The sequence below is a fragment of the Amycolatopsis sp. NPDC059027 genome (assembly GCF_042739735.1).
Classification (GTDB): Bacteria; Actinomycetota; Actinomycetes; order Mycobacteriales; family Pseudonocardiaceae; genus Amycolatopsis.
The window spans coordinates 1-13,912 of record NZ_JBHYIK010000093.1; the positions used below are offsets into that span (position 1 = coordinate 1).

Annotated in this window: 11 protein-coding genes; 2 read left to right on the forward strand and 9 right to left on the reverse strand. The window is 68.6% G+C overall.

Going from position 1 to position 13,912, the window contains the following annotated elements; genetic code table 11:
• Positions 1-230: 230 nt before the first annotated feature.
• The 9 genes from ACFWY9_RS39935 to ACFWY9_RS39975 form a co-directional block, all read right to left on the reverse strand.
• Positions 231-1,082, reverse strand: a complete 852-nt coding sequence (locus ACFWY9_RS39935) for a class I SAM-dependent methyltransferase (protein WP_378328702.1) — start codon at positions 1,080-1,082, stop codon at positions 231-233.
• A 49-nt stretch (positions 1,083-1,131) separates the two neighbouring features.
• A complete protein-coding gene (locus tag ACFWY9_RS39940) occupies positions 1,132-2,031 on the reverse strand; it encodes a glycosyltransferase family 2 protein (protein ID WP_378341322.1) in 900 nt (299 codons plus the stop codon).
• Positions 2,028-3,653, reverse strand: a complete 1,626-nt coding sequence (locus tag ACFWY9_RS39945) for a glycosyltransferase family 4 protein (protein WP_378341323.1) — start codon at positions 3,651-3,653, stop codon at positions 2,028-2,030. The genes ACFWY9_RS39940 and ACFWY9_RS39945 overlap by 4 nt, the downstream gene beginning before the upstream one ends.
• A gap of 449 nt (positions 3,654-4,102) precedes the next feature.
• Positions 4,103-4,858, reverse strand: coding sequence for a DUF742 domain-containing protein (locus ACFWY9_RS39950; protein WP_378328705.1), 756 nt, complete (start codon positions 4,856-4,858; stop codon positions 4,103-4,105).
• Positions 4,859-4,864: 6 nt separating this feature from the next.
• Positions 4,865-5,287, reverse strand: coding sequence for a roadblock/LC7 domain-containing protein (locus tag ACFWY9_RS39955; RefSeq protein WP_378328706.1), 423 nt, complete (start codon positions 5,285-5,287; stop codon positions 4,865-4,867).
• Between the two features lie 407 nt (positions 5,288-5,694).
• A complete protein-coding gene (locus ACFWY9_RS39960; RefSeq protein WP_378328707.1) occupies positions 5,695-6,303 on the reverse strand; it encodes an ATP/GTP-binding protein in 609 nt (202 codons plus the stop codon).
• Positions 6,284-7,060 (reverse strand): DUF742 domain-containing protein, encoded by a 777-nt coding sequence (locus ACFWY9_RS39965; RefSeq protein WP_378328708.1) that lies wholly within the window; start codon positions 7,058-7,060, stop codon positions 6,284-6,286. The genes ACFWY9_RS39960 and ACFWY9_RS39965 overlap by 20 nt, the downstream gene beginning before the upstream one ends.
• Before the next feature lie 25 nt (positions 7,061-7,085).
• The gene (locus ACFWY9_RS39970; protein WP_378328734.1) at positions 7,086-7,541 is read right to left on the reverse strand and encodes a roadblock/LC7 domain-containing protein; all 456 of its coding nucleotides are present in this window, start codon (positions 7,539-7,541) and stop codon (positions 7,086-7,088) included.
• Between the two features lie 14 nt (positions 7,542-7,555).
• On the reverse strand, positions 7,556-10,501 hold the full coding sequence (locus ACFWY9_RS39975) for a nitrate- and nitrite sensing domain-containing protein (RefSeq protein WP_378341324.1): 2,946 nt from the start codon (positions 10,499-10,501) through the stop codon (positions 7,556-7,558).
• A gap of 971 nt (positions 10,502-11,472) precedes the next feature.
• Between ACFWY9_RS39975 and ACFWY9_RS39980 the strand changes: the two genes are divergently transcribed.
• The gene (locus ACFWY9_RS39980; protein WP_378328735.1) at positions 11,473-12,390 is read left to right on the forward strand and encodes an ABC transporter substrate-binding protein; all 918 of its coding nucleotides are present in this window, start codon (positions 11,473-11,475) and stop codon (positions 12,388-12,390) included.
• A gap of 505 nt (positions 12,391-12,895) precedes the next feature.
• Positions 12,896-13,912, forward strand: a complete 1,017-nt coding sequence (locus ACFWY9_RS39985) for an ABC transporter substrate-binding protein (protein WP_378328710.1) — start codon at positions 12,896-12,898, stop codon at positions 13,910-13,912.

Sequence of the window (13,912 nt, forward strand, 5' to 3'; positions counted from 1 at the left end):
TTTCTCCAGATCACGCACCATCGACACGGCACGATCCTTCAACTCCCGCGGAAACCTGCTGCTCGCCACGCCGCTCATCCTTCCCAGAACGATCGACCTCCAACAAACCCGGGGCGGTCCACCACATTGGGGGCGCATGGCGTGTCGGCCCGGCTGGGAGCCTTGGCGAATTTCGGGACCACGAAGGGAACTTTCGTGGTGCCCAGCGCTGAAGTACCCCTTCGGAGCAATCAGCCGGTCACCTTCACGACGACCTGCTCGTGGTCGATGGTGTACGCCTCGTACTCGAACCGCAGCCCGGTCCGCTCGACGTACTCCTGCCACGCGCGGTGCTCGTGATCCGGCCAGCCCGGGTAGTTGAAGTACTCGTCGAAGATCACGACCGACCCAGGACGCAGGCGCGGCCCGACGAGGTCGAGGACGGTCTTCGTCGATGAGTAGAGATCGCAGTCGACGTGCAGGAAATCGACCGGGCCGGGGTGGGTGTCGAGGAATCCTGGCAGGACTTCGTCGAACCAGCCGACGACCAGCTCGCTGCCGGGGACGTCCGGGAGACTGTCCACATCGAACGTTCCGGCGGGGAAACCCGATCGCCAGGTCTCCGGCAGCCCCTCGAAGGAGTCGAAGCCGTAGACCCGTTCGCCGGCGCGCGCGTCGGCGATGATCTTCAGCGTCGTCCCGGAGTAGACACCGAACTCCAGCGCCATTCCTCCTTGCGGGGCAAGGGTCAGCGCGTGTTCCAGCGTCCGGTGCGGCTCCGGGAACGACCGCGCGTTCGCCAGCTGCTCCCGCACGAACGCGGCGCTGCGCCGTGCGGCCTCGGCCTCCCCGGCGAACAGCAGGTCACGGCGGGCCCGGTGTTCCACCTGGCTCGCGTGCTCGACGAGCCGGTCGCCCTGGCCACGGACCTCGCCCGCCAGTTCCCGGCGTAGTTCGGCGATCTCGCGGCCGAGGGCGTCCAGCCGTGCGGCGTGCCCGGCGAAATGCCGGGACACCGCCTCGTCGACCACGCGGGAAAGCTTGTCCCGCAAGGACTTCCGCAACCGGGTGGCACGCAGCGCCCTGCCGATGCCGTGGTACATGTCGTCTCGTCTCGTTCCGGTTCTCCTGGGGCGGCAACGCTCCGGGCGCTCAGAGCACGGAGCGCGGGAAGCGCGGCCTCGGGTTGAACGGAACGCCGCGCAGCAGGCTCTTCACGATACGCAGCCGCAGCGACTTGGGAACCTTCCCCATGGCCATCCCGTGGAGAACGCGGTAGGCGAAGCCCGCGAAGGCGAACGGACTCTCGTGGTGCAGGCGGTACGAGGCCTCGTTGCGGGCGCCGTACTCGTACTTCCAGACGTTCTTGTCGTTGATCTGCCCGAAGTTCACGCCGAGATTCGCCGGCAGGTCATGGACGACGACACTGGTGAGTACCTGCAGGCCCGGCGCCGCCTTGGTGACGCGGAGGGTGTACTCCATGTCGTCGAACCAGATGAAGTAGTCCGTGAGCGGCAGCCCGAAGCGGGCCACCGTCCACCGCGGGATCAGCACCGACACGAACGAGCAGTGGCTGACCAGCACCGCCTGCTGGCCCAGCGAAAGCAGCCGCCCCCAGTCCCAGGTCGTGCCGGGGTTGTTCATCTCGCAGATGCCACCGTCGGTCCACTTCACCACCGAGCACGCGAACGGCATCTGGTGGCCGAGGGTCTGCTCGGCCTTGCCGAGGCCGTTGACCAGCTCCTCCAGCGCGTCCGGGTTGGGGTAGCAGTCGTCGTCCATGATCCAGAGGAAGTCGGCGCCCAGCTCGTACGCCTTGGACATCCCTGCCGCGAACCCGCCGGCGCCACCGGTGTTCTCGGCCAGGCGCTGCACGATGACCCGCGGGTCGGTCCGGTACGAAGCGAGCAGCTCGTCGGTGCCGTCGGTCGAGGCGTTGTCCACGACGACAACCCATTCCGGGGCGAACGTCTGGGCCAGGACGTGGTCGAGGACCGTGCCCAGCTTGTCCTTGCGGTTGTAGGTGACGACGATTGCGGCGACCTTGTTCACGACGACCATCCTCGGTACAGCTCATCGGCCCAGGCCTTCGCCCGCGGCAGTTTCGCGAAGGCCGCGCTCTTCCCGGCCTGCTCTTCGAACCAGTGCTTACGCTGTTCCGGCTGCGACATCATGGTCCGGATCCGCGCGGCGGCCTGCCGGACGAAGGGATAGGGATGCCTCGGGCACAGCAGGTCGTCGGTGACCAGCGACGCCTGCGAGCCGACGTCGGCGGAGACGACCGGGACGCCGGCGGCGGTGGCCTCGAACGTGGTGAGCGTCAGGCCTTCGTTCTCCGAGGTGACGACCAGGACGTCGGTTTCCGCGAGCGTCTTCGCGACCGGGACGTCGGGGCCACGGACCTCGACGAGGTCGGCGAGCCCGAGCCGGGAGCGCAGGCTGTGCACCTCGTCGGCCAGTTCGCCCTCGCCGTGCATGATGAACCCCACCGCGCCGGGCGCGGACGAGCGCAGCTCGGCGGCGAGCTTGAGGAAGATGTAGGGCCGCTTCTGCTGGTGGAACCGGCCGATGTAGGTCACGGTGAACGGGCCAGGCTTCGCCCCGCCGGGTGCGTCCGGGGTGATGCCCGCCGTGGTGGTGCCCGCGAGCGTGGCCAGCATGACCTTCTCGGCGGGAATGCCCTGGCGGTGGACGAGATAGTCGCGCAGTTGCGGGGAGATCACGTGGTGCGTGTCGATCATCGCCGAGACCCGCACGGCGTGGTCGACGAATCCGCCGGTCCGCCACTCCAGCACGTGCTGCGAGTCGACGACCGGGACGTCGGGCCACACGGACTTGACCCACGGCAGCCGGTCGTACAGCCAGGTGTTGTGGTGCACATGGATGCCGCGGATGTCGAAGGCGGAGAAGAGACCGTCGAACAGCGCCGAGTCGGTGCCGTGCGTCAGCGGGTGGCTGAGCGGGATGACGACCACGCCGTCGAACTCGGGGCGGGTGATCCACGGGTGGTTCGACGCGCGGTCGGTGACGACGATGGGGGTGAAGCCGTGTTCCTTGGCGAGCTGGATGCAATCCAGCGCCCATCTCTCGGCACCGCCGAGCTCCAGCCAGTGCAGTCCGAACAGGATGGCCCGCCGGGCCTCCGTCGCCGGGCGCTGGTACCCGTGGGCACCGCTGACCGGCGCGCGGCGCGGAAGCTGCCGTTCGCGGAGCCGGCGCTCGACGACGTCGGTACGCAGCTGACGCAGGAAGTCGTACTGGAACGGGATCCGCGACCGGAAGGCCTTCCTCGCCCTGCCGACCGGGCCCGTGAGCTGGCTGTAGGTGTTCTGCAGCTCGGGCTTTCCGCCGACGTCGATGACGAGGTCGAGCATCCCGCCCGGCGCCTCGCCCGTCGGCGGGACGAGGCTGCGCACGACGACCGAGCCGACCGGCTCCCTGTCCTCGGTCCAGCCGATGTGCAGGCACCGGTCGTCGGTGAGCGACGGGTGCCCGCCGTGCGGGGCACGCACCACGGTCAGCCGGAGTGTCGCACCACGCCGCACCAGCGCGTGGTAGTTCGCGGCGCCGATCAGCAGCCTGCGCTCACGTTCGTCGAGGCCGCCCGCCTCGTCCAAACCGATACCACGATCCTCGATCAGCTCGAATGTCCGAGCGGGCGAACCGGTTCTCACGCCAACCCCCATCAGCCAGCATCCATTACGATGACCTCTAACCCCTGGAAAAATTCACAGTTCCCGCGAGGCCGGAAATGAATCCCCCGACGGCCTTTCAGGAAGTACCGAACTCACCACTATCGGCGGCGCGGACATTCACTCTATCGGATGCAAGGAAGCGCTTTCCGCCAGGCCCCGCCAACTCTGCGCGCCCACTCCCGCCGCCCGGCCCGGCTCGCAGGATGTGAAAAACGGCCCGAGGTTGCCTTCGCGCGAGTGAAGAAATCACGTCGTGACCATTTGTGAACAACTGTTGCCCGAATACCCGGGAAAGATATGACAGTTGTCACCGGTCGCCGGAAACCTGTAACGAAGGAGCGGGATCGGACGATTTCACGAAAACGTGCCCGCACGACACCGGGTGCACCACCCCGGCACATCCGCACGCGAGCGAGGCCGGGAAGTACCTACAGGGCGCGGAGTCCGGCGAGGACACGCTCCATGAACTCGCGCGACGACCGGTCGCCCAGCACCAGTTCGGTCTGGTGGATCAGCACCAGGCCGACGTCCGACATGTCGCCGACGAGCACCTTCACCACGCCGAGCGGCAGCCGCAGATGCGCCGCGATCTCCGCTACGGAGCGGGTGTCCAGGCACAGATCACAGATCCGGCGGTGCTCGACGGACCGCACGCCGCGGTAGCGCCGCCCGTCCTCACTGGTGGAGACCAGCGCTTCGAGGGCGAGGTTGTGGTCCGAGTGGGTCCGCCCGCCGGTTCGTGTGTACGGGCGTACGCGCGAGCCGGAGGGAAGCACCGGGGACTCGGCAGGCGGCGGGACCGCGACGAGCGGGCCGGGCGCGGGCACCGGGGCGCCCTGCCAGCCATCGGCCGGATCCCACGCGGGTTCGGCGGGGACCGGCGCGGCGGCGGAGTGCCTGCCCGCGGCCGCCCACTCGGGAGCGTGCACGGGTTCGGCCACCGGTCGCGGTTCGACCTCAAGGGTTCCCGACGCCCACCCGCGGACGTCGGAATCGGCATGCCTCGCCTGCTCGGGACGCGGGCGCGGAGGGGGTGGCGGGGGCGGCTGGCGTTTCGGCACGACACGCATCGCCAGCGTGCTCATGTCGAAGCGGCTCGGTGAGTCGATGCCTTCCCGCTCGGTGCCCCGGTGCAGCGACTCCCAGCCGCTGGTGTCCGGGTCTTCGAAACCGGTGATCCTCATCGCACGCTACCCACGTACGCCGCCCTGCAGCTGTGCGCGCAGTTCCGGGGTGATCTGCTGGCCGACCCGCTCCACGAGCAACGTCATCTCGTAGGCCACCGTGCCGATGTCGCACGTCGGCGCGGCGAGCACCGCCAGCGACGAACCGTCCGCGACGGACATCAGGAACAGGTAGCCCCGCTCCATCTCGACCACGGTCTGGTTCACGCCACCGGCCTCGAAGCAGCGCGCCGCGCCCTGGGTGAGACTGATCAGCCCGGAGGCCACCGCGGAGAGCTGCTCGGCGCGTTCCTGCGGGAGTCCCTCGGACGGCGCGAGGAGCAGGCCGTCGGCCGAGACCAGCACGGCATGCGCGGCGCCGGGTACCCGGCGCACGAAATCCGTGATGAGCCAGCCGAAAGTGCCCTGCTGCTGGCCGGAAGCCGTCACTGCCCCTCCAAGCTGTTGTCGCGGACGCGTGTGCCCATCACGAGCGAAGCGCCCGCGGACACGTGCCGAAGACGCTTGCTCCCAGCGTATTCGGCCCGCCAAGAGTGTCGAGTCCGTCATTATGGACGTCTTCGGCACGGTACGTGCGCGACTGGACGCGGATTGCGCCGACACATGCCGAACCACGCATCCGTGGGTCACTCCATGGTGGTAACGACAACCGTGCCGCGACGACCTGTCCGTGCAGGTCAACCGCGTTACCGATCGCCTGATCGGGCAGTTCCGGCCCCGACCGTACCGAAGGGGAAGGCCCTTTCCATCCTCCGGTCGGCGGCACCACTCCCCGAAGCGGGTGAAGCACGCCGAGTTCACCCCAACGGCCGCATCCGCTTCTCCCATTTCCGCCCTTATCCCGCCCGCAGCGCCGTATCGTGTGCGATCGCGTGCTGCACGACCGAGATCAACACCTGCTTGGCCGATTCCCGCTCCCGTGCGTCACAGGCCATGATCGGCACCGACGGCGCGATGGTGAGCGCGTGCCGGACGTCCTCGATCTGGTGATGCAGCAAGCGGTCGAAGCAGTTGATCGCGACCACGTACGGCAGCTTCCGGTTCTCGAAGAAGTCGATCGAGGGGAACGCGTCGGCGAGCCGCCGGGTGTCCACCAGCACGACGGCCCCGATGGCACCCACCGCGAGGTCGTCCCACATGAACCAGAACCGGTGCTGGCCCGGCGTGCCGAACACGTACAGCACCAGGTCCGAGTCCAGCGAGATCCGGCCGAAGTCCATGGCGACCGTGGTGGTCGTCTTGTTCGGGGTGGCCGTGACGTCGTCGTGCCCGACACTCGCCTCGGTCATCATGGCCTCGGTGGTCAACGGGTCGATCTCCGAGATCGCCCCGACCAGTGTCGTCTTCCCCGATCCGAATCCGCCGGCCACCACGATCTTGGCCGACGATGTCGGACCGGTCACCTGCGGCGCATTCGCGTCGGAGTCAAATTCTCCGAAGCCCACTGAGCACCCTTTCCATGAACTCGATACTCGGGCGGTCACCGACGGCCGCGCCGCTGGTGTGTACCAGCACCAGGCCCAGACCCGCCACGTCACCAATCAGGACCCGGACGACGCCGAGCGGCAGGCGCAGCAGCGCCGCCACCTCCGCGACCGAGCGGGTGTCGAGGCACAGGTCGCAGATCGACCGGTGTTCGGGCACGCGCACGCGGTCGAGCACGCGCCCGTGTTCACTGGTCGAAACCAGTGCTTCGATGGCCAGGTCGTACGTCGGCCGGGTCCGGCCCCTGGTCCGGAAGTACGGCCGGACAAGGCCGGAGGACTGGGTTTCCTCGAACTGCTCGTCGACGTACTCGTTCTGCGCCTGCTGCGGCAGCGCGGCGGCCAGCTCCTCGGAATTCGGCCCCTGCGACATGTCCCGGCTCGCGCTGTAGGCCGCCAGTTCCCCGGTGGTGTACAGCGGCCCGCTCACGCCGCCGAACAGCTCGGAGCTCGGGCCGCCGAACAGCCGCTCACGGTTGCCAGGCACGTGCAGGTCGGGATCGTTCGCGGCGTAGTTGTCGGTCAACCGCGGCGGTTCCTCGGCGGACAGCTCGGACTCGCCGGCCCCGCCGCCGCTCCGCCGCGCCCGCCATTCGCGGTCGACCCGCTCCCGGAACGACTTCCAGTCCTCCCGGCCGTCCTCACCGCCGCGCTCCGCCCAGTTGCCCGAGAAGTCGTCACCGAGCCGGCCATCGCCCCTCAAGCGTCCGTCATCCACGACATTCTCCTCGGTTCCCCGGCCGTCAGCGCCTCGCCGCGCCCTGCAGTTGCGCTCGCATCTCCGGTGTCAGCTGCTGCCCGACCCGCTCGACGAGCAGCGTCATCTCGTAGACGACCAGACCGATGTCGCTCTCCGGTGAACCCAGCACCGCGAGGCAGGAACCATCCGACACCGACATGAGGAACAGGAAGCCGTTCGCCATCTCGACGACCGTCTGCGCGACGGCGCCGCCCTCGAACACCTTCGCCGCGCCGCGCGCGAGGCTGGTCAGCCCCGAGGCGACCGCCGCGAGCTGATCGGCCCTGTCCTTCGGCAGTCCCCGCGAGGCCGCCAGCAGCAGACCGTCCGCGGACACCACGACGGCATGGGCCGCCCCCGGCACCCGGTGCACGAAATCCGTGATCAGCCAGGCGAAACTGCCGGCACTGCCCTTGCCCGTCTGACCGCTCGGCTGTGCCGAACCGCCACCCGGCTGCATCGCACCCGCCCGTGTCACCTTGACTCCTCACTGCTGTCCTCGGCCGAACCCGGCACGCCACTCGCCCGATCCTTCAATGCGTGCCTACCCGATGTGTATCCACGTTGGAAGCTTGCCATCCTGCTCCGCGCCGCTGTCGCCGAGCGGGTGATCGCGCCCGCACCCGGCAGGCCGACGGTCGTGTCGGCCAGCGAAACCGCCGGTTCGGCGGGCGGGGCGGGCTCGATCGAACCGGGGACGAGGTAGGCGTTCGGGATGCGCTTGGGCAGCCCGGCCGGGGTGATCTCCTCGCCCTTCGCTTCGAGCAACGACTGTGCCGCGTTCCAGCCTTCGTCGGACGCGCTGTGCCACCCGTCGTCGGCCGGCGGCAAGAGCGTTTCGCTCGCCTGGCTCGGCTCCTCCTCGATCGGGCTCGGTTCTTCCTGTACGGCAACCGGGTCGGCCGCGGGTTCAGGGGCGTCGGCTCCGGACGAGGCGCCGAGTTCGTCGGCGGCCCCGTTCTCGTCGCTCTCACTGAACCAGCGTGACAGCACCGACTGGTAGATGGGCAGCCGCCGGGTGGGTACATCGTCCTCGAGAGCGGCGGCGTCGTCGGTCTCGGGCAGGTTGTCGGCGGGCTTCCGCTCCTCCGGCGCGACGTAGGTCGGCTCGCGCTTCGGCAGCACCAGCGGCGAGAAGCGCGTCTCGGCCAGGCTCGCACCTTCGCCGTTCGCGGGCCCGGCGAGATCGTCCGCGGTCGGCCACGCCGGCGTCTCCTCCGACGAGGATCCGGAACTCGTGAACGGACCCGCCGCGTTCGTGAACGGGCCTGCCGCATTCGTGAACGGCCCGGCCGCGCTGTTCCCCGCGACGAGGTCGTCGAGGCTGATCGGCTGGTCCAGCGGCACAAGGCCACCACTCGGCGTGGCCGCGGGCTGCGACGGGGAGACCGGCGGCGGTGGCGCCTGCAGCGCAGCCGACGGCGGCGGCGGGGTGATCTCCGTAGGCCGTTCAAGCGGCGGAATGCCCGGATAGGACGTCTCGGACCGGTTGGCGGGCGGCGGGGTGTGCCGCGGCGGGGCCTGCCGGATCTGCGTGAGCAGCTCGGCGGGCACCACGACGCGGGCGATCACGCCGCCCTCGATGTCCTCGTTCTCGCGCAGCCGGACCTCGATGCCGTGGCGCTGCGCCAGCCGCGCGACCACGTACAGGCCCATCCGGCGGGTCACCGAGACGTCCAGGTCCGGCGGGTCGGCCAGGCGCTGGTTGATCTCGGCGAGCCGGTCCTCGGCCATCCCGACGCCGTGGTCGGTGACCTGGATGGCGAGCGCCTTCTTCCTGGTGACCACGGCCCGCACGATGACCTTGGTCTCCGGCTCGGAGAAGTAGGTCGCGTTGTCCAGCAGCTCGGCGAGCACGTGCACGAGGTCGTGGATCGCCAGCCCCTGCACCGCGACGTCGGGCACGATGCCGACCTCGATGCGGGCGTACTGCTCGATCTCCGACACCGCGGCGCCGATGACGTCGGCGGCGGGCACCGGCTTGGGCACCGACTTCGCCAGCCCGGCACCGGAGAGCACCAGCAGCGATTCACCGTTGCGGCGCAACCGGGTCGCGAGGTGGTCGAGCTCGAACAGGCTGGCCAGGTGGTCCGGGTCCTGCTCGTCGGCCTCGAGCCGGTCGATCACGCCGAGCTGGCGTTCCACCAGCCGCTGCGAACGCCGGGAGAGGTTCACGAAGATGCCGTTGACGTTCTCCCGCAACAGCGCCTGTTCGGCGGCCATCTTGACGGCCTGCTCGTGGACGACGTCGAAGGAGCGCGCCACCTCGCCGATCTCGTCACGAGAAGTGACCGGCACCGGATCGACGGCCTTCTTCGAGGCGTTGATCGGGTCGGGATCGTCGAGGATCGCCTGCACGGTGGCCGGCAGCCGGGTGTAGGCGACGTCCAGCGCGTTCTTCCGCAGGATCCGCAGCGGACGCAGCATCAGGCGCGCGACCAGCAGCATCAGCACCAGTGCCGCGATGAGCGCGGCGAGCACGATCGCGCTGTTGATCCACGCCGAGCTGATCGCCGCGCTGGCCAGGTCGTCGGCACGGGTCCGCAGCTGGGCGAGCAGGTTGCTCTCCACCGCGCGGAGCTTCTCCGCGGCGACCCGGCTGTCCTTGTCGAGCAGCGCGCCGTCGATGTTCGGTGCCTGGCCCTGCTGGGCGAAGGCGAACGCGGCGGTCTGGATCCGGCGCCGGTCGTCGACCTCGGGACCGGAGACGGTGTCGGAGTAGAGCTGCCGCTGGTCTTCGGTGGAGTTCGCGAGGAACGACGCGATCGCGGCGTCACCGGACGCCGCCGCGGCGCGGGTCTGGTCCAGCAGGTCGCCGGGGAAGGCGTTGCGGAAGGCGGCGACCTCGAAGGCGGCGTCGGCGCGGGAGATGAACTCCTTGGCCTCGCTGATCGCCTGCGTGCTCGTGCCGAGCCGGAGCACGTCGCGGTCGGTGACCGCGGTGGTGACCTCGCGGCCGAGCTGGATCAGCGAGTCGAGGATCGAGGTGTAGGTGTTGAACACCATCAGATCGGAGAAGGAGGACGTGCTGATCGCCGCGCGCAGCGGGCGCAGCGCGTCGAGCCGCTGGAGCCCCCGCGAGTACCGGTCGCTGGTGTCCTGGTCGTCGGTGTTGAGCGAGGTGGCCGAGGTCCGCAGGTCGTCGACGACGCGGTCGACCCGGGAAACCTGCGCGTCGAGGCCGGTCTGGCGGAGCGCGTCACCGGAGGCGAGGCGGGTGACCGCGAGTGCGCGTTCGCTCTGCAGCTCGTGCACCACCGTGGTGATCTTGACGGCGAAGGCGACCTGGTCGGCGGTGCGCTGGAACTGGCTCGCCTGCTTGGCGTCGTCGACGACCCGCAGCGCGCCGAGCACCAGTGCGGTGAGAGTGGGGATGATGAGGATGGCGGCGAGCTTCGAGCGCAGCCGCCAGTTGCGCATACCGGTGAAGATCCCGGTTCGCCGGGACGGGTCCGCTTCCGGATCCGTCCCGTGAGTCTGCGCAGGGGTCCCTCCTACCCCCGCGGTGTCTACGTTCGGCACCGCCGCACCACCATTGTCGTCCGGGCTGGTAAAGCCCTGTTCGTTCCGACGCCCCGAAGTTCCCGGGCGCCCCGTGTTGTCTTCGACCACTTCTAACCGCACGCTCCCGGCCAGCGGAACACCGTCCCGGTGGCGGGATTCCAGCGCGTGAGGTTACCCGAATGGGGGAATAGATCGATATCCCCACCAGTTCCTGGTACTGCCTCCCGCCGAGAACACGACAACGCAGTGGCTGAACCCCGCTCCCTCGAGCGGCATCGGTTCAGTTCGAGCATTGGTTACCGGTCCCTGCACTGGTTCTCATTCGATCCGACGGCCTAACCCACCAGCGCGGCGGCTCTGCCCGGCCAGGCTGAAGGTACTGCCCACCGCAGAAGAGGCTCGACTTGATCGGCCATCCAGGCACTCTCTCTCACTACATTGGTGGTCAGCACATCACCGTAGGTGCAGAGGGTAGCGAACGACCGGGCAAGATGTAACCCTCCCGAAAGCGGGGAGGACGAGCCTGACAATCGGACAGCGAACCGGACATCGCTGGATGTGATCATGACGCTATACGCAGGGTTAACGACTACTGCATGTGGCGCAAGAGTCCTCCGCAAGGAGCCGAACGGGTGAGCTAGGCCACTTTGGTTTTCTTCGAAATAGACCCATTGTGAGCAAGCGGTCACGTTCTCTACAGTGGCCCGCGTGTCTTCTCCACGGATTGACACGCCTCTTCGTTCACACCGGTTCAGCCATCGAGAACTCCTCCCAGGGGGCATGCCTTGTTTGGACTCGGCACGGGCAACAGCGGCCGCCGCGGGCTACGCACCGCGCTCGGCGTAGCGCTCACCGTGGCGACGGCCGCCTCCCTGAGCGGCTGCGGCATGCTCGGCGGCTCGGACAGCGCCTCCACCGCCGGATCCGGCGGCCTCGAGAAACCGAACCTCAAGGTCGCGATCATGTCGACCATCGACACCGCCCCCTTCCGCCTGGCCCAGGACGCCGGCTACTTCAAGAACGAGGGCCTCACCGTCGAAGCCACCGAAGCCCCCACCGGCCAGGCGGCGCTGACCAAGCTCATCGGTGGCGAGGTCGACATCAGCTACTCCAGCTACACCCCGTTCTTCGCGGCCAAGAGCAAGAACACCGCCGACATCCGCCTCGTCGCCGACGCCTCCTCGGCCGCCCCCAAGAGCACCGCCGTCGTCGCGCTACCGAACTCCCAGGTCAGGAGCGTCCTCGACCTCGCGGGCAAGAAGATCGGCATCACCGCCCCCAACACCATGTCCGACACCCTCACCAAATCGGTCATGAAGGACCACGGCGTCGACTTCTCCCACGTCGAATGGCGTCCGGTTCCGCTACCCAACGTGGCCGCGTCGCTGAAGAACGGCGACATCGACGCCGCGTTCCTCACCGAACCGTTCATCACCCAGTCCGCGAGGGCCGTCGGCTCCGTCCCCGTGGTCGACACCGCCACCGGGTCCACCCAGGACTTCCCCACCGCCGGCTACGGCGCGCTCGGCAGGTTCACCACCGAGAGTCCCAGGACCGTCGCCGCCTTCCAGCGCGCCATGCTCAAGGCCACCCGCGATTCGGCCGACCGCGCCAAGATCGAGCCCCTCATGGTGAAATACGCCAAGGTCGACCAGGACACCGCCGCCCTCACCACGCTCCTCACCTTCCAGTCCACATTGGACGCACGACGCATCCAGCGCGTCCCCGACCTCATGCTCCAGATGGGCGCCATCACCACCAAGGTCGACGCCGCCCCGATGATCGTCCCCCAGGTGAACGGCTGACCCATGCCAGAAAGACTCCGCGCGGCCATCCCGGTGCGGCACCGGCTCTCCGGCCCGGCGCCGCGCGGCGCGGGCGGTCGCGGCTCCGCCCGAGAAAGCGGTTTCTTTCCGGCGAAAGGTCTGAACCACTACGTACCTGGTGAGCTTTTGGTCACGAGACCGGCACAATCCGCCCACGGAGTGTCTAATGTCGACGCCGCCGAGCCGGCGCGGGCGCACGCCCTCACGGACCGAAACTCGCCGGGTATGTCCGTTTCCGGGGCCCCGGAGACCGCGCGTCGCCCGCGACGCGGCATGCTAGGGACGACCGGAGAATCTGCCGACCGATCGAAAAACGAAACGCTTACCGTGGTGTGCACAAGATCGACGGTGTACACAAGAGCGACGAGAACACAGACCCACGTCCGACTCGGGATGCCCTCGGGGTGCTCGCAGGAGCAGGTGAACGGCCGAACGTGCAGCGCTACAAACCCATCCACACCGTGACATCTGCAAGGAGCTGACCTTGTTCACATCCGCCACCAACGGCGTGCCCCTGCGGCGCCGCACTATCCACTTTGCGCTGGCGGCCCTTGTCGCGACCACCGTGAGCGGCTGCGGCCTGCTCGGTGGCTCGGACGGCTCGACGTCGGGGGGAAGTTCGGGCGGGCTGGAAAAGTCCTCCATCAAGGTTTCCGTCATGTCCGTCATCGACACCACGCCGCTGCGGCTCGCGGTGGACGGTGGCTACTTCAAGGCCGAGGGCCTCGATGTCCAGACCATTGAGGTACCGGATGGACAGACCTCGCTCACCAAGCTGATCAGCGGTGAAGCGGACGTCGCGTTCTCCAGCTACCAGCCGTTCTTCAGCGCGAAGGCGAAGAACACCGCGGACATCCGGCTGGTCGCCGACGCGGTGTCGGCCAGCCCGAAGAGCAACGAAATCATCACGGGGGCGAACTCCTCGGTGAAGGGCATCGCCGACCTGGCGGGCAAGAAGGTCGCGATCACCGCCAAGAACACCGCGTCCGACCTGCTCACCCGCTCGGTGCTCAAGGACCACGGCGTCGACCCGAACAAGGTCAACTGGGTCCAGATGGGGATGTCGAACGTGGCGCCCGCGCTGAAGAACGGCGACATCGACGCGGGGTATCTCGCCGAGCCGTTCCTCACCCAGGCCGGGAAGACGGCGGGCGCCGTCCCGCTCGCCGACGCCGCGAGTGGTGCGACGCAGGACTTCCCGCTGGCTGGCTACGGCGCGCTCGGCAAGTTCGTAACGGACAGCCCGAAGACGCTGGCCGCCTTCCAGCGCGCCATGCAGAAGGCGACCCGGGACGCGGCCGACCGCGCGAAGATCGAGCCGCTGGCGGTCAAGTACGCCAAGGTCGACCAGGACACCGCCGCACTACTCACGCTGCCGACGTTCGTGTCCACTTTGGATGCCCGCCGCCTCCAGCGGGTCCCGGACCTGATGCAGCAGATGGGCGCGATCCCCGCGAAGATCGACGCCGCGCCGATGATCGCCCCGCAGGTCTCCAACTGA